At 39.3% G+C, this 17918-nt stretch carries 18 protein-coding genes and 1 riboswitch; of the genes, 11 read left to right on the top strand and 7 right to left on the bottom strand.

The genetic code is table 11. The features are described from left to right. The first annotated feature begins 96 nt into the window (after window positions 1-96). Both LMB56_RS04700 and LMB56_RS04695 read left to right on the top strand, forming a co-directional pair. Window positions 97-828, top strand: a complete 732-nt coding sequence (locus tag LMB56_RS04700) for a LytR/AlgR family response regulator transcription factor (protein ID WP_229283915.1) — start codon at window positions 97-99, stop codon at window positions 826-828. Between the two features lie 94 nt (window positions 829-922). Then, a complete protein-coding gene (locus LMB56_RS04695; RefSeq protein ID WP_229283914.1) occupies window positions 923-2275 on the top strand; it encodes a GHKL domain-containing protein in 1353 nt (450 codons plus the stop codon). Window positions 2276-2320: 45 nt separating this feature from the next. Here LMB56_RS04695 and LMB56_RS04690 read toward each other — a convergent pair whose 3' ends face one another. After that, window positions 2321-3043: a zinc ribbon domain-containing protein gene (locus tag LMB56_RS04690; protein WP_229283913.1), complete on the bottom strand. Its 723-nt coding sequence runs from the start codon at window positions 3041-3043 to the stop codon at window positions 2321-2323. Further along, window positions 3040-4038, bottom strand: coding sequence for an NAD(P)/FAD-dependent oxidoreductase (locus LMB56_RS04685; RefSeq protein WP_229283912.1), 999 nt, complete (start codon window positions 4036-4038; stop codon window positions 3040-3042). Before LMB56_RS04685 ends, LMB56_RS04690 begins: the two co-directional genes overlap by 4 nt. Window positions 4039-4202: 164 nt before the next feature. Between LMB56_RS04685 and LMB56_RS04680 the strand changes: the two genes are divergently transcribed. Together LMB56_RS04680 and LMB56_RS04675 are read left to right on the top strand one after the other, a co-directional pair. Beyond that, window positions 4203-5165 (top strand): nucleoside hydrolase, encoded by a 963-nt coding sequence (locus LMB56_RS04680; RefSeq protein ID WP_003664874.1) that lies wholly within the window; start codon window positions 4203-4205, stop codon window positions 5163-5165. A gap of 141 nt (window positions 5166-5306) precedes the next feature. Then, window positions 5307-6062 carry a glucose 1-dehydrogenase gene (locus LMB56_RS04675; RefSeq protein WP_003669062.1) on the top strand — a complete coding sequence of 252 codons (756 nt, stop codon included), beginning with the start codon at window positions 5307-5309 and terminating at the stop codon, window positions 6060-6062. A 62-nt stretch (window positions 6063-6124) separates the two neighbouring features. On the opposite strand, the gene LMB56_RS04670 is transcribed toward LMB56_RS04675, so the two are convergent. Continuing rightward, window positions 6125-6910, bottom strand: coding sequence for a sulfite exporter TauE/SafE family protein (locus LMB56_RS04670; protein WP_229283911.1), 786 nt, complete (start codon window positions 6908-6910; stop codon window positions 6125-6127). Window positions 6911-7017: 107 nt separating this feature from the next. Beyond that, window positions 7018-7107, top strand: a riboswitch (TPP riboswitch). Between the two features lie 67 nt (window positions 7108-7174). Here LMB56_RS04670 and LMB56_RS04665 point away from each other — a divergent pair. From LMB56_RS04665 to LMB56_RS04645, 5 genes are all read left to right on the top strand, one after another. Next, window positions 7175-7735, top strand: a complete 561-nt coding sequence (locus LMB56_RS04665) for an ECF transporter S component (RefSeq protein ID WP_020843359.1) — start codon at window positions 7175-7177, stop codon at window positions 7733-7735. Between the two features lie 4 nt (window positions 7736-7739). Further along, on the top strand, window positions 7740-9122 hold the full coding sequence (locus tag LMB56_RS04660) for an ATP-binding cassette domain-containing protein (RefSeq protein WP_229283910.1): 1383 nt from the start codon (window positions 7740-7742) through the stop codon (window positions 9120-9122). Next, window positions 9112-9765 (top strand): energy-coupling factor transporter transmembrane component T family protein, encoded by a 654-nt coding sequence (locus LMB56_RS04655; RefSeq protein ID WP_229283909.1) that lies wholly within the window; start codon window positions 9112-9114, stop codon window positions 9763-9765. Before LMB56_RS04660 ends, LMB56_RS04655 begins: the two co-directional genes overlap by 11 nt. Window positions 9766-9806: 41 nt before the next feature. Continuing rightward, window positions 9807-10148, top strand: coding sequence for a DUF4870 domain-containing protein (locus LMB56_RS04650; protein ID WP_003669070.1), 342 nt, complete (start codon window positions 9807-9809; stop codon window positions 10146-10148). A 238-nt stretch (window positions 10149-10386) separates the two neighbouring features. Next, entirely contained in the window at window positions 10387-12348 is a 1962-nt protein-coding gene (locus LMB56_RS04645) for a cation:proton antiporter (protein WP_229283908.1), read from the top strand. Between the two features lie 264 nt (window positions 12349-12612). Here the strand turns inward: LMB56_RS04645 and LMB56_RS04640 are convergent, their stop codons facing one another. From LMB56_RS04640 to LMB56_RS04630, 3 genes are all read right to left on the bottom strand, one after another. Next, complete coding sequence (locus LMB56_RS04640; RefSeq protein WP_153703627.1) at window positions 12613-13833, bottom strand: IS110 family RNA-guided transposase; 1221 nt, start codon at window positions 13831-13833, stop codon at window positions 12613-12615. Window positions 13834-14086: 253 nt separating this feature from the next. After that, window positions 14087-14443, bottom strand: a complete 357-nt coding sequence (locus LMB56_RS04635; RefSeq protein ID WP_229283907.1) for a DUF1304 domain-containing protein — start codon at window positions 14441-14443, stop codon at window positions 14087-14089. A 13-nt stretch (window positions 14444-14456) separates the two neighbouring features. Beyond that, on the bottom strand, window positions 14457-15437 hold the full coding sequence (locus LMB56_RS04630; protein WP_229283906.1) for an alpha/beta hydrolase: 981 nt from the start codon (window positions 15435-15437) through the stop codon (window positions 14457-14459). Between the two features lie 121 nt (window positions 15438-15558). On the opposite strand from LMB56_RS04630, the gene LMB56_RS04625 reads away from it, so the two are divergent. Next, the gene (locus LMB56_RS04625; RefSeq protein WP_003664887.1) at window positions 15559-15972 is read left to right on the top strand and encodes a helix-turn-helix domain-containing protein; all 414 of its coding nucleotides are present in this window, start codon (window positions 15559-15561) and stop codon (window positions 15970-15972) included. A 10-nt stretch (window positions 15973-15982) separates the two neighbouring features. After that, complete coding sequence (locus LMB56_RS04620; RefSeq protein WP_065533338.1) at window positions 15983-16840, top strand: SAM-dependent methyltransferase; 858 nt, start codon at window positions 15983-15985, stop codon at window positions 16838-16840. A gap of 54 nt (window positions 16841-16894) precedes the next feature. Here LMB56_RS04620 and LMB56_RS04615 read toward each other — a convergent pair whose 3' ends face one another. Continuing rightward, on the bottom strand, window positions 16895-17881 hold the full coding sequence (locus LMB56_RS04615) for a zinc-binding dehydrogenase (RefSeq protein WP_229283905.1): 987 nt from the start codon (window positions 17879-17881) through the stop codon (window positions 16895-16897). Between the last annotated feature and the right edge of the window lie 37 nt (window positions 17882-17918).

The raw sequence follows: 17918 nt of genomic DNA, 5'->3' as shown, positions 1-17918 counted from the left end.
GTTTCGGGAAAGAAATTCACTTTTATAGACGGATAGGTATACGGCTCTACCCCCCCCCATGATATATTAGTATTCGGGAAAAGGGGGGAGTACATCTTGAACGTTTTTATCCTTGAAGATGATCATAATCAGCAACGACATTTAAAAACAATGATCAAAAAGATTTCCTGGGAAATTTCAGTAAATGAACTTAAGATTAATCTTTTTGCCTCAACTGATCAATTGAAAATGGGGTTGCCGGTTGCTAGTAAGGAAAACGTCTTTATTCTCGACTTAGAAATCAACGGTATTAAAACAGCGGGTCTTGAAATTAGTCGCGTGATTCGGAAACATGATGAACTCGCCAGTATTATTTTCATCACTGTTCATGATGAATTTGTCTATACTACCTATAAGTATCGAGTTAGTGCGCTAGATTTCATCGCTAAAGATCGGGGAAATATCCAAGAAGAACTAAAGCAAGACTTTATACATATTCAAAAAGAAGTCCAAACAGCTGCAACCGAAGAATTATTTACATATAAGTCTTATTACGACGAAGTTCAGATTCCCTATAAAAATATTTGCTATTTTGAAGCTAATCATAATAATACGCATTCATCGATCATGTATACTACCGACAATCAGGGAATCCAGCTCAACTACAATCTACGGACTCTTGCAAAAAATGAAAAGCGCTTTTTCCGTGGTCACCGTAGCTACTTAATTAATCCCCAACAGGTAAAACATGTCGATTTTCTTCATCACCAAGCTGTGTTCTATAATGGTCTCGTCTGTCCAGTATCACGACGCCACGAAAAAGAATTATTTAAATTAATAAAGTCCTAGGAATATTATTTCTTAGGACTTTTCATATTTTCTTATTCGCAACATAATGCTATGATTATAACGCTTTAAATATTTATATTAGGGAGTTATTGCTATGCACTTTATATATACAGAACTTCAAATGTTTACACCTATGTTCTATGGTCCTGACCTTCTAGATTATATTTATGGATTTTGGATAACACTGCTTTTATGTGGGGCATGTATCCTCTACCTATTTCAGAAGATCACCAAAATTAAAATGCCATTCTGGATATACCTCACCAGCTATCTTATCTTTCCTTTTCGTCGTACATATTTGTTTTTGCTCCTGCCGATAATTTTTAGTCTACTAATCTATTTTTTTGTTACTAAACGACAAATTTCCTTTTCATATATTTTAACCAATATGCTATTTGATATTGGAATCTTTTATTCCGTCACAGCTGTCTTTGGCTTAATTATTGTTGCTTCTGTCCAATCTATTACTCCAACCTACGCCACCCCCATTTTAAATTACGGCGGACCAATCGTCTATCTGATTGAAATCATTACTACAATGCCAATCATCAAAAAAATACAGCCTGCGTTAAATTACTATTCCAAAACTGTCTTGGTCCAAGCTCCAGTACTCGTATGGTTATTTAATCTTTTCCTCTTTTTCCGCATTTTTCTCGGCATTAACTATATAAATCCAATCATCAAGGTTTCTGCCCCTGTTCATATGTTGAATGGTCTTCTTTATGTCATCATTATCGTCTTGTTTACTCAGGTTACCGCCAAATTTTACCGTTATAAGAATTTAACGACTTCACAAGGCGCAGAACTAACAAACCTTCAAGCCTACACTAGCCATATCGAAACAATGTATGATGACCTTCGTCGTTTCCGTCATGATTACAAAAATGTGTTACTAAGTCTTGAGGGAGCCGTTTCTAGCGGTGACATTAAAGAAGTTCAAGATATTTTCCAACGTGTTGTTAAACCAACTAATACTAACCTTGATGATCAAACTGCGGTCCTCAGTCATCTTGAAAATATTAAGAACATTGAAATCAAGAGCTTAGTTTATAACAAGGTCATGACGGCAATTAACGACCACATTGACGTATCAGTTGAGGTAGTAGAACCATTCAAGATTTCGCCTAAAGTTAAGATAACGGATGCGGTGCGGATCATCGCTATCCTCTTTGATAATGCTATCAATGCCGCTAAAAAGGCGCCGACAAAGGAAATTAACTTTAGTCTCTTTACTAAAGGATCCGCACAATACATCATTATTCGTAATTCAACCACTGAAGAAAAAGTTGACCTTCATATGCTTGATGGCAATTTCAAGGGTATTTCATCTGGAAGACATTCTTTAGGCCTTCGTAATCTACGGATTATCCTTGCCAGCTATTCATTCATTCAGCATAATAGTCAGTCGGAAAATCATTCTGTTACACAAGAAATAATTATTCATTAAGAAAAGGCTTAAGATTAGGCTCTCATAACCTAATCTTAAGTCTTTTTAATAATCATCAATTAAAATTAGTGTCTGAATTTTGATTGATTTTACTTGGTTATTACCTTTAACCACACAAGAGTTCCTTCCTCGTTGGTAAATTTTATTATGTCTACCAGGATTCACAGAAAGCATCTTAGCACCATCATTTATAGTTACCTTTTGCGGGCCACTTACTATTACATCCCTTTTTCTAACATAAAGCGAGTAATGTTTGTTTTGACGATATAATTTTTTGGCTTTCTTTAAGGTTACTACTTTAAGTGGTCGGGCTCCTTGCGAGTCTCTTCCGATATATGCAACACTGAAATTTTGGTGCAATAAATTGTTTGTGTTATTTAAAATATAATAGTCATTATAAAGTACTTTTTTATTTTTATCGAAGTATCTGAATTCTAGTGCTTCAGTCTTATTTGGAGTCAATGAATTACTGGCGTTTTTGGTTCCTAAATAAGTAAATAAAGCAATTAAAAGGCCAAAAGCGATGAGGGCTACATATCCCCACCGCTTATTATTTTTTCTGGGTGTAATTTCGCGTGAAACTAGCTGATGATTACTTTGACTTAGCTTCGTATGGCATACCGAACATTCTCGTGACCCTAATGCATTAACTTTTCCACAGTTGGGACAGACTAAGGCAAGCATCTGCCCTTTAAGTGGTTTTCCACAATTCTCACAGACTTCGGCATCGTCTGGATTTAATGTGTTACAGTAGGGACATTTTTTCATTTAGTAATCCCCATTGAAGAGCTGTGCATTGCCATTCGCTTATCGGGATAGAGTTTCTTAGCTAGGGCGGTTACCGCGGTCGGTGCTTCACCAAAGCCAGCCGCAATCAATGCGACTTTCCCTGGATAGGTCACACCATCCCCGATCGCATATACCCCGTCAATACTAGTCTCCATCATTGAATCGACTTTGATCAAGTTGCGTTCCGCTGCTAAGTCAAGTGACCACTGATTCAAGGCCGCATTATTAGAGGTAAAGCCATAGTTAACCACAATCTTATCCACATTCAATTGTGCTTCGTCGTCACTACGCATCTTCTTAAGATCGAGCGTTACCGTTTCATCATCTTCCACCGTTAATGCGCGTGGTAAGAAAGGCGTATCCAATTGCACAGATGACTGTTTAAGCTGAGTTACAGTATGCTCCAGGCCACGGAATTGGTCCCGCCGATGGACAAGGTGCACTTCCTTGGCAACGGGTTCAAGCATCAAGGCAATATCAATTGCGGAGTCTCCCCCACCAAGAATCGCAACCCGTTTGTCCGCATAATCAGCTTTATGATTAACAAAGTATGAAAGCTGCTTACCTTCAATCTCAGCTGCCCCTTCTAAAGCGAGCTTACGGGGAGTAAACGCTCCGTTACCAAGAGCAATGATTACTGCTCGTGACCGGGATACCCGCTTTGCTGATTTGATGGTAAAGGTTCCATCGTCTTCTTTAATGACGTCCTCAACGGTTTCGCCAAGGAATTGATCAATCGGTGCCACTGCCATTTGTTCATCTAGCTTAGCGATCAGGTCGTGTCCAGTTACGCCTGGCATTCCCGCTACATCCCAAACTTGTTTTTCAGGATAGAGCGCCCCTACTTGCCCGCCAAGTTGCGGAAGGCTTTCAATTAGCTGGGAATCTAATTCATGAAGGCCGCAATAAAATGAAGCAAACATCCCCGCTGGACCTCCACCAATAATTGTCACATCGTAAATTTTCTCTGCCATTTCTCCTCTGATCCTTTCATTTTCATCTCTAGAAGTATTATATCATCTTTATTTTTTCTAAAATTTCGTAAGCGGTCTCAAATTTTAATTGTAATTATTCCAAATTTAAATTAACATATTATATACAGAGATTGATTTTGCTTAAAATTGGAGGAATAAATACTATGGCAAAACGTAAAATGATTCTTGATTTAGATACTGGTGTTGATGACGCTTTAGCTATTGCCTATGCGCTCGCTGACCCAGAAGTTGATCTAATCGGAATTGTAAGTTCATACGGTAACAACCTATTAGATGTTTGTGCCGAAAACAGCCTTAAGTTATTGGAATTATTAGGTCACACTGATATTCCAGTATTTAAGGGTCTTCCACATTCATGCACTACTGACCACTTTGATGTAATGCAAGTTTCAAAGGATATCCACGGTGATAACGGTATCGGTGATGTTGAATTACCTGCTCCAAGTCGGGCTCTTGAAGAACAATCCGGTGTTGATTTCTACATCGAAGCCGCTCACAAGTATGGCAAGGACTTAATCATCATCCCTACTGGTCCAATGACTAACTTAGCTGCTGCTTTGAAGAAGGATCCTGAAATTGCTGACTTGATTGGTAATGTCACATTCATGGGTGGTGCCTTAACTGTTGAAGGTAATGTTACTCCTGTCGCAGAAGCTAACATTAACCAAGATCCAAAGGCTGCCGATGAAGTAATGAAGTCCAACTTGCCACTTACGATGGTTGGTCTTGATGTTACTCTTCGGACTCTTCTTACTAAGAACGAAACAAAGCAATGGCGTGAATTAGGCACTGCTTCTGGTAAGGCTTTTGCTGATATTACCGACTTCTACATCGACGCTTATTACAACCTTGATATTGATAAGCGTGGTTGTGCCCTCCACGATCCATTAGCTGTTGGTGTTGGTATTGACCCATCATTTGTTTCAACTATTAGCTTATTCATGAAGGTTGTTTACCAAGAAGGACCTTACTATGGTCGGACAATTGGTGACAACGCTAAGTTAAACGATCCTAACCCTAATGTTAAGGTTGCCGTTAACGTTGACAAAGAACGTTACCTCAAGGCCTTCATGGACCGCTTAAACAAGCTTTTCAAAGAAAACTAAATTTAATTAAGAGGCTGTTGAAAATAATTCTCCAGTCTCTTTTCATTTTGTAAGGCGTTATTCTCCTGTTTTTCTTCGATAGTTGTTATAATAAAATTTGTAAAGGATTGTTTTTGATTTTACTAAGGAAGTGTCTTATCAATGGGTCGTTTAGATAATAAAGTTGCAATTATTACTGGTGGTTCTAAAGGAATTGGGGCTGCTGTCGCAAAAAAGTTTATCGAAGAAGGCGCAAAGGTTGTTTTAACCGCTCGGAAGATGGATGAGGGACAAAAAGTCGCTGACCAACTAGGTGACAATGCGATCTTTATCCAACAAGACGTTGCTCGGAAAGGAGACTGGGACCGGGTAATTCGTCAAACTGTCCAAGTCTTCGGGAAACTCAATATTGTGGTTAACAACGCGGGAATTGCCGAATACGCCGATGTTGAAAAGACGGACGCTGAAATTTGGGATAAAACAATTGCCGTTAACCTCACTGGTACGATGTGGGGAACTAAGCTCGGTATTGAAGCAATGAAGAACAACGGGGAAAAGAATTCAATCATCAATATGTCATCCATTGAAGGACTAATTGGTGATCCTGATCTCTTTGCATACAATGCTTCTAAGGGTGGTGTCCGCCTCTTAACTAAGTCCGCTGCGCTTGATTGTGCCCGGAAAGGCTATGATATCCGTGTAAATACAATTCATCCTGGTTATATCTCAACTCCACTAGTTGATAATTTGGTCAAGGATGATCCAAAAGCAGAAGGACACCTAGAAAGCCTTCATCCCCTTGGCCGTCTTGGAAAGCCAGAAGAGATTGCTAACCTTGCTTTGTACCTTGCCTCAGATGAATCAAGCTTTAGTACTGGTTCGGAATTTGTCGCTGATGGTGGCTACACGGCTCAATAATATTCACAAAGGACAAAAACAAAAGGATCATTGCCAAACTAGATGACAGTGATCCTTTTGTTTTACATTAAATTCCGAATTACCAATGAAACTGCCAAAATCAACGATCCAATCCCGACAATTATTTGCATTAAGCGGCCAGGCAGGTGGCGAACAATAATCGGTCCTAAGTAGCCCCCAATTACATTTCCAATCATCAACGGAATAACATAATTCCAATAAATTGTCGTCTCAAGGGCGAACACTATCCAGGATGTTGTATTTGTAACTGTCATCGCAACATTTTTTAGCGCATTATTAACTGCAAAGCTCTTTTGCCGATTGATCACCGTCAGCAAAGTTAGCATTAACACTCCGGCACCCGCATTAAAGAAGCCCGAATAGATCCCGACAATAAAAATACCAATGATTGATAAAAATTGGCTGATCCGTGATTTACCAAATAATTTACTATTTCCTGCCATTGTCCCCGTACTTTGCTTCGGATGATGGGGAAACAACAAGATAATTCCGGCTAATGCAATGCATAATGGCACCAGTTCCGCAAACCACTTACTTGGGACAGCAAATAGCAAAAAAGCCCCAATAATGGAACCAGCAAATACCAATGGCAAAATAATCCATAATTGCCGTCGATTATGCTCTAATTCCTTAAACGATGAAAAGACCGAACTATAGTTGCCAGTGACTGTCGAAAAAGCACTCGTTACGTTTGCCATCACTGGTGGTAATCCTAGTGCAAGCAGTGATGGGTACGAGACTAGTGATGCTAAACCAGCGGCTGCACTAATAATCCCCGAAAGAATCCCAATTCCTAGTAATAATAAAACAAAAACTACTCCACTCATTTTTGAACCATCCCTTTAAATGCTAGTACTAATTGTAAACCACTTTTCTAAGATAAGTAACCTAATTAACGATTTGCATTCCGTTATAATATTAGCTATGATAATAGAGAATAAATCTGGGGTGCCAAACGGCTGAGATAATACCCATTGAACCTGCTCTGGTTAATACCAGCGAAGGGAGATTCAGTGATATTAACTTAATGATTAACTCCATGATTTTTTGTCATGGAGTTTTTTTGCCCTTATATCTTAAGGAGTTTTATTATGACTAAACGTTCATTACATTTGCGTGACATTATTTTGCTTGCCCTAATTGGAATTATTTTTGGTGTAATTTATTTTGCAGCCGGCTTTGTCTATAACGGGCTAACTGTTCTACTGACACCAATTGGTTATGGTCCAATGGCTAACGATTTAACAATGGGAATCTGGTGTATGGCTGGACCGCTTGCCGGCTTTTTGCTTCGGACACCGGGAGCGGCTTTCCTTGGTGAGTTTTTGGGAGCAGCCGTTGAAATGCTTCTCGGCGATCAGTGGGGAGCAGCCAACCTAATTTCTGGGGCAGTTCAAGGTATCGGGTCTGAGTTAGGTTTTACTTTTACGCTCTATAAAATGTATAACTGGCTGACCCTGCTCATCTCATCCCTCACCCTTACATTTGTTACCTTTGGCTGGGATTGGTTCCGCAATGGTTATAATCACTTCAGCGGACAAATGCTCATTATTATGCTTATTGCGCGCTTCATTTCAATGTTTGTCTTCTCGGGAATTCTGGTTAAATTGATTACTAATCTTCTCCAACGAGCCCACTTAATTAAACACTAAGACTATGAAAAATATACGATTTAATGATCTTTCCTTTAATTTTGATCAGCAACCAATCCTTAAAAATATCACCGCCGAATTTACGGCTGGAAAGATTCACTTACTTACCGGGGTCTCTGGGAGCGGCAAATCCACCATTCTCAAGTTAATCGCTGGTCTCCTGCCTAAATATGGTGGTGAAATAGTTGCGGGAGCAGTCGATGTATCAACAGATGCTCAAATTGGGATGGTATTTCAAGATCCGTTAATGCAATTTGCCCTTGATACGCCACGCCACGAATTAGAATTTACCCTAGAAAATTGCCAGGTACCCACTGACAAAATTCCAGAACGTGTTAAAAAAGCTTTACGATTTGGTAAAGTTGATGATCTTGCTAACCGGTTAATCACCACTCTTTCTGGTGGGCAACAACAGCGCGTGGCTTTAGCAGCTGCTACGGCAATGCAACCGAACGTGCTTCTATTAGACGAGCCCTTTGCCAATATTGATGAAGAAAACCGGCAACTTATCCTCAAACAATTAGTCCGCCTCAACAGTGACTATCACACAACAATTATCATTACTGACCACGATTTGCATGGTTACGAGCGACTACATCCACTGGTTTGGCAATTAGCTAAGGGGCGTCTTACTCAACTTTCCAGTAAAAATAGGAGCCAACTTTTAACAGCGAGCGCTACTCCCCAAATTACCACTGCTCTTCCCCCGTCAACCTTACCTGTGATTATCAAATTTGATGAATTAGCAATAAAACGAGATAATCGTTCCTTACTTTTACCGACCAATTTAGGCATTGTTAAAAATAAAATAACTTTACTAACTGGACCAAATGGGATTGGTAAATCTACCCTCCTAAAGGCAATTGCCCGGCTTTTGAAATATGAAGGAAAGATTGACTATGCGGGGGAAAGCATTCAAAAAATATCACCCGGGAAATATTACAAGTATCTGGGATTAATTTTTCAACATGCAAACGATCAATTCCTAAATGTAACCGTTGGCGAAGAACTGGCATTGGGCTTTAAAACTTGTCAGAACCCCTATTTTAATCAGCAACAAGTCAACGAAGCATTAGCAGCTCTTGGCCTGAACGGACGAGAAGATCAAGTTGTTTATTCTTTGAGTGGTGGTCAAAAGAAAAAGCTGCAAATCTTGCTGATGTTAATGCGCGGACAAGAAACACTATTGCTTGACGAACCATTTACTGGTTTAGATCCAGCATCTTTAAAGACTGTCCTGCAACTAATCAAAGCATCCAAAAAAGAAAAACCACAAACTTTGCTAATTATTAGTCATCAATTAAGCGGATTGGATGGATTCATTGATTATCACCTTACAATGAATCATCAACGTCTTAATTATGTTGGAGGGAGTTATGAATCCTAGTTTAAAATTATTACTTGTTATTTTGCTTTCATTTGAGCTGACTTTTGTAACTAAGCTGTGGATTAACCTGATTGTCATTGTGGTGTGTTTATTAATCCTTATCCATCAGCGATTTCACTGGCGACAATTTTGCTGGTTGGCTTTTGTCCCTCTCTTTCCGGCACTAGCTATTTTCATTACAATTGTCTTCTTTAGTCCTAGTCATAGTCTCTTCGATGGAACCGTTCTTTTCAGTCGACTTTACGTTTATGTCTGCCTTGGAACGGTCTTTACGTTCACAACCGATACCTTAACGCTTGCTCGCTCATTAGAACAAAATTGTCACCTTCCCAGCAAATATGCTTATGGGGTGCTCGCTGCTCTTAATCTGATTCCGAAAATGAAACAAGCCGTTACAACAATTTATACGGCAGGACAAATGCGGGGTGTTAATTTACATTGGTGGTCACCAACGCTCTACTTCAAAGCGATTCTGGTTGCGATTCAATGGTCAGATCAATTAGCACAAGCCATGGAATCACACGGTTTCGTTGAAGGACAAGCACGAACAACTACCGTGGATATTCCAATTACCAGTCGCGATTGGTTTTATTTTTTGAGTATTATTTGCCTTGTACAGATAATTGTAATTGCGCTCCCCTAAGATTACATGCGATAATAATATAAAAAGAAGGGATTGATATAGTGAACGATAATAATTTAACGGACCGGATCGTTAATGCTTTATCCTATTTAAGCATCTTATTTTTACCAGTTATCTTTCCACTAATTGTGTGGATAATTGCCAAAAGCAGTGATCGACCAACTATTGCTAAAAACGCTCGCTATGCATTTTGGAGTCAAATTTTCCCATTGTTATATGTAATAGGCGCAATTTTAGTCTTTAGTGTCTTTTCATTAAACCCCGCTAACTTCCACGGGGGCGCATTGTTTGGAATTCTCCTAACATTTGCTCTTTTATTAGCCCTTTTGTTATTTATTTATAATATTGCCATGGCCGTGAAAATGCTGATTGGCCGTGAATAAGCTAAGAGAGTAGTAAGTGGGAATTAACCTCCTCGACAAGGCGGTGGGCTAAGGATAGAACGGTGATTAGCACGGCACGGGCTGATTATCGTTCGGACTTAGCCTCGAGCCTTGTGGCGACGCGAAGCTAGTTCCACGATATCTTAACAATGTTCGTATAAATAAAGAGGCTGTTGAAAAAAATAAATTTTTCCAGCCTCAATTTTTTATCCAAAATATCAAGTGAGGTGATTAATCGATGGAAATGATTTTAGGCATTGTTCTTCTATTGACTGCTGTTGTTGCAGCTAATGTTGTTCATCTTGTTTACCCTAAGATTCCACTATCCATCTATCAAATTATTGCAGGAATTCTTTTAGCATCCCTGCCTACTGAGGCCACTAACTTTACCATGCATCCAGAATTATTCATGATGGTGATCATTGCTCCTTTAATGTTTAATGACGGGCAGAACCAATCATTCCGTTATCTTTCAAGCAATATCAAATCGATCCTATCAATGACTGTTGGATTAGCACTTGTAACAGTCTTGATTACTGGTAGCTTTTTACATTGGCTTCAACCGGAAACTTTCTCCTTAGCACTCGCCTTTATGCTAGCCGCGATTGTTACGCCGACTGATGCGGTCGCTGTAAAGTCAATTACTACTAATATGAAGGTCCCCAAAAACGTTAATGGTGCTCTCGAATACGAATCCCTCTTTAATGATGCATCAGGCATTGTGCTTTTAGATTTGGCGCTGGAAACCTACCGTTCTGGACAATTTTCGCTTGGTCATGGAATCTGGATCTTTGTTTATGTTTTCTTCGGCGGAATTATCTTCGGGGCAGTACTAGGAAGCCTATTAATTAGTCTCCGTACTAGTTTGATGCGGAAGCACGTTGATATTGGCTCCATCGTTATTCCGATCAACGTAATGACTCCCATCGTTGTTTACTGGTTGGCTGAAGAACTACACCTTTCAGGAATCCTAGCCGTCGTTGCAGCAGGAGTTGTTCATAGTATCCTCTATGATCGAATGCGGCTTACATCTACTAAAGTGCAAATGTCTACTACCACTATTTGGAACATCATTAGCGATGCGTTAAACGGGTTAGTATTTGTTCTTTTAGGGGTGATGCTTCCGCAGGTACTTGGAAGAACTTCTTGGCAAAATCTGGGTGCAATCGTCGCCTTAGCCTTTGCTATCTATATTATTACAACCCTCTTAAGATTCTTATGGGTCCGGTTTAAGCTCGTCAACATTCAATCGACTAACCTCAACCGTGATAGTCTCTTAATGGCGTTAGGAGGAATTCACGGAACAATCACTCTGGCATTGGCTTTCTCGTTGCCAGTTCTGATTAACAACCATCAATTTGCTTTCCGTAATTCAATGATCTTGATTGCCGCAATTGTTATTTTGATTAGTATTGCTGTCGGCGCAATTGGGTATCCAATTATTTTACCGCCTAAATCTAAGAGTTATTCGAAGAGTGAATTTCAAAAAGAACTTATTAAAACAGTTCAATATGCTATTAATGAGCTACGGACTTCAGAAAAATATTCCCCAGAAAAAGCCGTTGTTATTGACCAATTGAGTAGTCAAATGACGCAATACCACGAATTTAATCGTAATGTTTATAGTCAATTAATGGGTAAAGCTCATCAAATTGAATTAGCTACCTTAGACCGACTTAACGAAGAAGGCCGAATCTCTGACAAGGAGGCCAAATTCCTCGTTAATTTTGTTACACGGTCGATTTTCCGCGTAAATAAACACAGCTTTCTTGAGTTATGGGTCATCTTATGGCACCGGTTAAAATGGCGTTTTGTTCGCTACCGCCATCTCAAAAAAGGTTCCCGCTACAATGTGGGGCCAAAATATCAATTAACCAAGGAACAGCGCGCTGAAACAGCTGAGATCCTAGAAATAATTAATCGTGAAATCGATAAATACCTTCATTCGATTGAAACTCCACAAAACGCGAATGAAGTTGCCATGGTACGACGAACGTACTTCCAACGAAAACGATTCTTCCTGCACGATATTTCGATGGATACCGACCTTATTACTTCTTTATTTATTGAGGCATTTCAGCTTGAGCATAGTTATGTTCAAATGCAACTTGCTGATGACCAATTTTCACAAGAATTAGCAAACGCATTAAACGAACAGATCTCGACTGATGAATTGGTCTACACTCAATCATTAGACTAAAAAAGGGACTGTGACATAAGTTAAGTTACTTTCATAAAAAGCAAATACGCAGTACAATAATGGCCTCCAACGTCCGGCAAAACCGAACGTTGGAGGCCTATTATTGCTTGCGGGGGCTCGAAAACGAAGTCACAAGTGACTTCTGTCTCGCTCCCTTTTCCTACGATTAGTCAAGAAAAATATTTAGAAAAGAAGAGTATACTAAACCAACCCGGTTCTTCTTCAAAAATCGAGAATTAGTGGTATATTAAAATTGTGAGGTGATTATGCCTTCACAGGGACCATTGAGTCCGTATACCGATAGTGGTATTTTTCATGGTGCTTAATCATGGATAAGAGACATTTCAGAGTTTTATTCATACAAGCTACCATGGCGACCTTGTTCAGTTTTGGATGAGGTCGTTTTTCTTTTAAACGATAGTAATAGTCAACGATATGATTAGAATTAGCGTGTTGTTGGCGGATCATATTACCTACAGTAAAATATAAGAGCTTACGGGCAATCGGGTTTCCACGCTTATTAATGTGATCTTGACCTAAATAGGTTCCAGATTGGTAACGACAAATATCAATTCCGACAAAGGCATTAAGCTGATTAGCATTGTCAAAGCGACTAATGTCGCCCAATTCTCCCATTAACTGAGCCGCAGTTTGTTTCCCGATTCCCGGAAAAGAGCAGTATAGGATATACTCTGGCAAGCGCTGGGCAATAGACTCCATTCGCTTGATAACCTCTTCCTTTTTACGGGTTAAGGCAATTAATTGGCGAGCATAGTAGCGAACTTCATCAACCTGAATGGCATCACCAGAAACAGCCGGATATGAGTTTTGGGCGAGATCGATTAATCGATCGGCATACTTATAAGCTTTCATCTTAGATATTCGTTTATCTGTAGATGCCATTAGAATATTCTTTAATTTAACTCTCGAATAAGGCCTAACTAGTGCTGGATGAGGAAAAAGCTCCACGATATTCAACGCTAATTTAGATGTTCTATTTACAAATAATTGCTTAAGTTCTGGAAAAACTTGTTCAAGTGCAGTATGAAGATGATTTAGACGATAGTTCCAATCAGCATTGAGCTGATTATAGAACCGACTAAGCTCATGTAACTGAAGATAGTCTTTTTTCCAAGGAACTGTTAATCGAAAAGCATTTTCCTGGACAGTGAGCGCAATCCGATGAGCGTCTTTCTGATCGGTCTTAACTCGTCGTAGACTCTCGGACTTTAAATGAAGTTCTAGTGGATTAAGACGGCAAAAGCGGAGACCATTGGTCTCACAGAAATGTTCAATTACTCGCGAATAAATTCCAGTCGCTTCAAAGTAGATAATTGGCTTCTGAGCTTTCTTAATCATATCTCGTAGAGCATTAAACCCCGCTTTCGTGTGTACTAAAGAAAACTCCTTTAAACAGTGTTTCCCTCGATACCAGACACAGTAGCTTTTCCCCATTGAAACATCCAAGGCAAATATATCAGACATAAAAAGACTTCCTTTCTATAAATAGAGCTAGATATAACCGCTATCCTAGATTTGTACTTCATTTCCTAAATACTCGAACTCGTAGTTCCACAACCTAAAAGCAAAATATCAAATCAAAGATAGCGGAGATCATTTTATAATACGGACTCGAAGTCCCTGGGAGCATGATCGATCTTAGCTCTATCTTCAGAATAACAAAAAAGTCCAGGACAATAATTATTTTTGTCCTGAACTAATCTTAGGTTGTTTATGTTTAAAGAAATGTAAGTAAAAACGCAATCAACGCTGGTAAAAATTGAATTAGAATAATTTTTTTGGTTGCAGTAAGTGCACCAAATAATGCAACAACCATCACAAAAACCAAGAGCATTTGCCATACTAATACTAAGGTTGCCCCACTAAATAACCAGTAACTAGCGATGATAGCTGCTCCTAAGGCCCCGTTATAAATACCCTGGTTAGCAAATGAAACCCGTGCTTCATGCTGTTGCGTAAACTTAAGCGGTAAGTCAAACGCATTGGCTTGCTGTGCCGGGTTACCAAAGATTTCTAAGGCCATAATACCTAAATGTTCGATTGCAACAAACATCGTAACAATAATTGCAAGCATCTTTTTCCTCCAACTATTTAATATAATGATCTAAAAATTTTGTCAAATGGCGCCGATATTCGCTAGGATGGGTCGCATATGACTTCGCGTGCGCTGCTCCTGGCACTACCCACAATTCTTTACTTCCCTCTGTTGCACGGTAATTGCGATAAACCATTTCAGTTGGAACAAAATTATCTTTTGCTCCATGGATAAATAGCATTGGGCGATGATTATGATGCAACATATTTAAGGAGCTAGCTTCATGAATGTAAAAACCATTCTTCACCCGATTAATTAAACTCATCGTACTTATTAATGGCACCCGTAAAAACTTCGGAATCCCATATAAATTACCAGCTTCATAATTCAATTCATCATTAAGACTCGTATATCCACAATCTTCGACAAATGCTTTTACTTGTGGCGGAAGGTTAATGCCACTAGTCATCATTGTTGTCGCACCACCCATGCTAACACCAAACAAGACTACCTGACTGTCTTCCCCATTATGCCGAATAAGTTTATTAATCCATTTGCGAATATCATAACGCTCTGGCCATCCATAGCCAATGTATTTCCCTTGGCTTTGACCATGAGCTCGTGCATCTGGCATTAGAACATTATACCCCATCTGGTGGAAAAGCGCGGCATATTCGCCCATCTTCTCTTTGTCACCCATAAAACCATGGGCAATTACCACATTTTTAGTTGTTGATTTAGCAGCAGGGATGTAATCAGCAACTAGTTTATAATTTCCACTAGCCGATTTCATTGTCCATTTTTCTTTTTTAGCATGCTTAAACCACATTTTCTGCTCATACAATGGATCATTTCGTGAGATTTTAGTTGAATTATTAATAAAATCCTTATGCCCCGGTACCATTGCCACCGAGAAAAAATAGCTACTAGCGGCAAAGATTGCCACTGCAATTACGACTACAATTCCAATGAGCCATCGCCAAGGATGCCACTGTCTCTTTTTTGTCTTTGTTCTCAAAATAATTAACCCCATGTCGAATTATTTAATCAATGCGCCTAGTTTAGCACACTTTCTGTTATTTTGCATATTCTTTTCATTCAAAATCGTGATGCTAATGTTAAAATAGATAATGATATATTAAGGGAGTGAAATAATGTTTCCAGAACGCCTACGAGCACTTCGCAAAGGACAAAAGATAACCTTAAAGGAGCTTGCTACCCATCTCAATGAAAACCTTGGCCCCAATGAAAAGCCAAACACTGCTTCACAAATCGGTAACTGGGAACGCGGTATTCGGACCCCGTCATACGTTGAAGCACGAAAACTAGCCGAATTCTTTGATGTCAGTCTGGACTATCTTACCGGAAAAACTGATCGTGATGATTTTGATTTAGCAAAATTATTTTTCTCAAGTAAGAACCTGTCGTTTAATCAAACTGTACTTTCAAGTGATGATCGATATGAAATTTTTCAACTAATTGATGGTTACTTAAAGGGACGGCATAATCGCCGGGATACAGACACCTTCTATGGTAAGCAAGAACAACTAGATTTAAAACTTAAATAAGGAGTTTCTGATGAATCCTAAAAAATTAAAACAGCTAAAAAAGCGGGTAAAAAAAGCTCATCAAATTGTTAATGAGCCTTCATATATTCAAGAACTAAATACTTACCGTGACCTATTCGATGACTTTCCTCCTGTAAAATACCTCATTAATAATGTTTTAGAAAGTGATCGACTACTCAAAAACGGCTTATTGCCGCAACCTCTTCCAAAATTATTATTGCCGGATAACATTCAAGATACCATTTTCAAAAAGGTTAATGAACAGTTCCCACAAGGTGATCCACGCGGCGATAAACTTTGGAACAAATATAGCGAGGCGTTGCCAAAATTAGATAAGGCGTTGCGCAACTATCGTGATTATCTCGAAGAAACATACGGAATGTGGTCATACGTCAATGCACCTTTTGCCAAAGCACTTTCTGATTATTTAGGCGGGGCGCCGACACTGGAGATTATGGCCGGTAATGGTTATATTTCTAAGGGATTACGCAATAACAATGCCACCCAAAAGATTTATACTACCGATAGTCAGGCATGGATAAAAGAAAACGAAACGGGCAAACACCCTGTCACTAAGATTGAGAAGTTGGACGCTCTAGAAGCAATCAAAAAGTATGGTGACGAGGTCGAATATGTCATTATGTCATGGGCTCCCGACAAGGGTGAAATTGACTGGGAGGTCCTGCAACTTCTTCGTTCAACATTCCCTGAAGTCAAATTATTAGTTATTGGCGAAAAAGATGGCGCAACTAACTCTAAGAAATTCTGGCAAGAGGCACAATTGAGTCAAGACGATGAGTTACAGAAAGTTAATGCCAACTTGCACTCGTTTGATTTGATTGATGAACAAATTTATCTAGCAAAATAAAAAAAGTTGAGGTTAAAAGAGAACAAAAATTTTCTCTTAACCTCAACTTTTTATTTAATCAATTTTAGCCACTAATTTTCCGACTACTTCATGATTTTTAATCGCTGTTAAGCCCTCAATAATTTGATCAAACGGAATCACTTTTTCAATCAAAGGCTTTACATCCCCATTAGCTATTAATTTTAACATTTCCGCATTCATTCGGCCTAAATCAGCCTGCTGATATGGATTACCACTGAGATGCGCTCCACCAAGATTAACGACATCCATCCCTAGACCGCGATCAAACATTGGAACATTATCAAGTGAAGGAACGTCAACAATTGTTACTAAGCGTCCATTGTAAGCTAGCCGTCGCAAATCAAGTTCTGCTTCTTTTTTGCCTACCGTATCAATGATCAAATCAACGCCAAGCTCATCGGTGAGATCGGCTAACTTTTTATCCACATCTTCCGTTTGGTAGTTGATGATTGCATCTGGAGCAAGCTGCTTTACGTAGTCATATTTACTAGATGAAACAGTTGTAAATACCTTACAACCATGAAGTTTAGCGAGTTGGATAGCGATACTGCCAACGCCACCCGCACCAGCATGAACTAACACGGTATTAACATTGGCAAAATTAGCTTTGCGTTCTATTGCTTCATAAGCTGTCAAAGCCCCACATAAAGCACTAGCAGCAACTTCATCGGAAACAGAATCCGGGATCTTAGCTAATTCATAAGTCGGTGCAGTCACATATTCGGCGAAACAACCATTTTGCGTTAAATCACCATGTCCAGATACCCGGTCACCAACATGCCAATTTGTAACTCCTTGACCGACACTAACAATCTCCCCAGCAACGTCCAATCCAAGGATATGTGGATACTGCCAAGCACTAACGCCGCCTTCAACAATTTTGTAGTCGACTGGATTAAGTCCAGCAACATGCACCTTGATTAAGACTTCATGCTCAGCTGGCGTAGGAACCGGGACTTCCGCAAAATTCAAATCTTGCAATGAACGATCTGCTGCTTTTTCGACTACTAAGGCTTTCATTTTTTCGCTCTCCTTAATTTTATGACAATTATTATAG

Origin of the sequence: Limosilactobacillus reuteri (assembly GCF_020785355.1) — a bacterium.
Taxonomy (GTDB): Bacteria; Bacillota; Bacilli; order Lactobacillales; family Lactobacillaceae; genus Limosilactobacillus; species Limosilactobacillus reuteri_I.
Note: the sequence above shows the minus strand (reverse complement) of the source record. Positions and strands in the feature narration are given on the sequence as shown.

What these genes read in the sequence shown, in the direction of transcription:
- LMB56_RS04690 (WP_229283913.1), bottom strand. Translation starts at nt 3,043, where the DNA reads ATGAAAAAATGTCCCTACTGTAACACATTAAATCCAGACGATGCCGAA.
- LMB56_RS04635 (WP_229283907.1), bottom strand. Translation starts at nt 14,443, where the DNA reads ATGCTTGCAATTATTGTTACGATGTTTGTTGCAATCGAACATTTAGGT.
- LMB56_RS04685 (WP_229283912.1), bottom strand. Translation starts at nt 4,038, where the DNA reads ATGGCAGAGAAAATTTACGATGTGACAATTATTGGTGGAGGTCCAGCG.
- LMB56_RS04660 (WP_229283910.1), top strand. Translation starts at nt 7,740, where the DNA reads ATGAAAAATATACGATTTAATGATCTTTCCTTTAATTTTGATCAGCAA.
- LMB56_RS04615 (WP_229283905.1), bottom strand. Translation starts at nt 17,881, where the DNA reads ATGAAAGCCTTAGTAGTCGAAAAAGCAGCAGATCGTTCATTGCAAGAT.
- LMB56_RS04695 (WP_229283914.1), top strand. Translation starts at nt 923, where the DNA reads ATGCACTTTATATATACAGAACTTCAAATGTTTACACCTATGTTCTAT.
- LMB56_RS04625 (WP_003664887.1), top strand. Translation starts at nt 15,559, where the DNA reads ATGTTTCCAGAACGCCTACGAGCACTTCGCAAAGGACAAAAGATAACC.
- LMB56_RS04680 (WP_003664874.1), top strand. Translation starts at nt 4,203, where the DNA reads ATGGCAAAACGTAAAATGATTCTTGATTTAGATACTGGTGTTGATGAC.
- LMB56_RS04655 (WP_229283909.1), top strand. Translation starts at nt 9,112, where the DNA reads ATGAATCCTAGTTTAAAATTATTACTTGTTATTTTGCTTTCATTTGAG.
- LMB56_RS04620 (WP_065533338.1), top strand. Translation starts at nt 15,983, where the DNA reads ATGAATCCTAAAAAATTAAAACAGCTAAAAAAGCGGGTAAAAAAAGCT.
- LMB56_RS04670 (WP_229283911.1), bottom strand. Translation starts at nt 6,910, where the DNA reads ATGAGTGGAGTAGTTTTTGTTTTATTATTACTAGGAATTGGGATTCTT.
- LMB56_RS04630 (WP_229283906.1), bottom strand. Translation starts at nt 15,437, where the DNA reads ATGGGGTTAATTATTTTGAGAACAAAGACAAAAAAGAGACAGTGGCAT.
- LMB56_RS04645 (WP_229283908.1), top strand. Translation starts at nt 10,387, where the DNA reads ATGGAAATGATTTTAGGCATTGTTCTTCTATTGACTGCTGTTGTTGCA.
- LMB56_RS04665 (WP_020843359.1), top strand. Translation starts at nt 7,175, where the DNA reads ATGACTAAACGTTCATTACATTTGCGTGACATTATTTTGCTTGCCCTA.
- LMB56_RS04675 (WP_003669062.1), top strand. Translation starts at nt 5,307, where the DNA reads ATGGGTCGTTTAGATAATAAAGTTGCAATTATTACTGGTGGTTCTAAA.
- LMB56_RS04640 (WP_153703627.1), bottom strand. Translation starts at nt 13,833, where the DNA reads ATGTCTGATATATTTGCCTTGGATGTTTCAATGGGGAAAAGCTACTGT.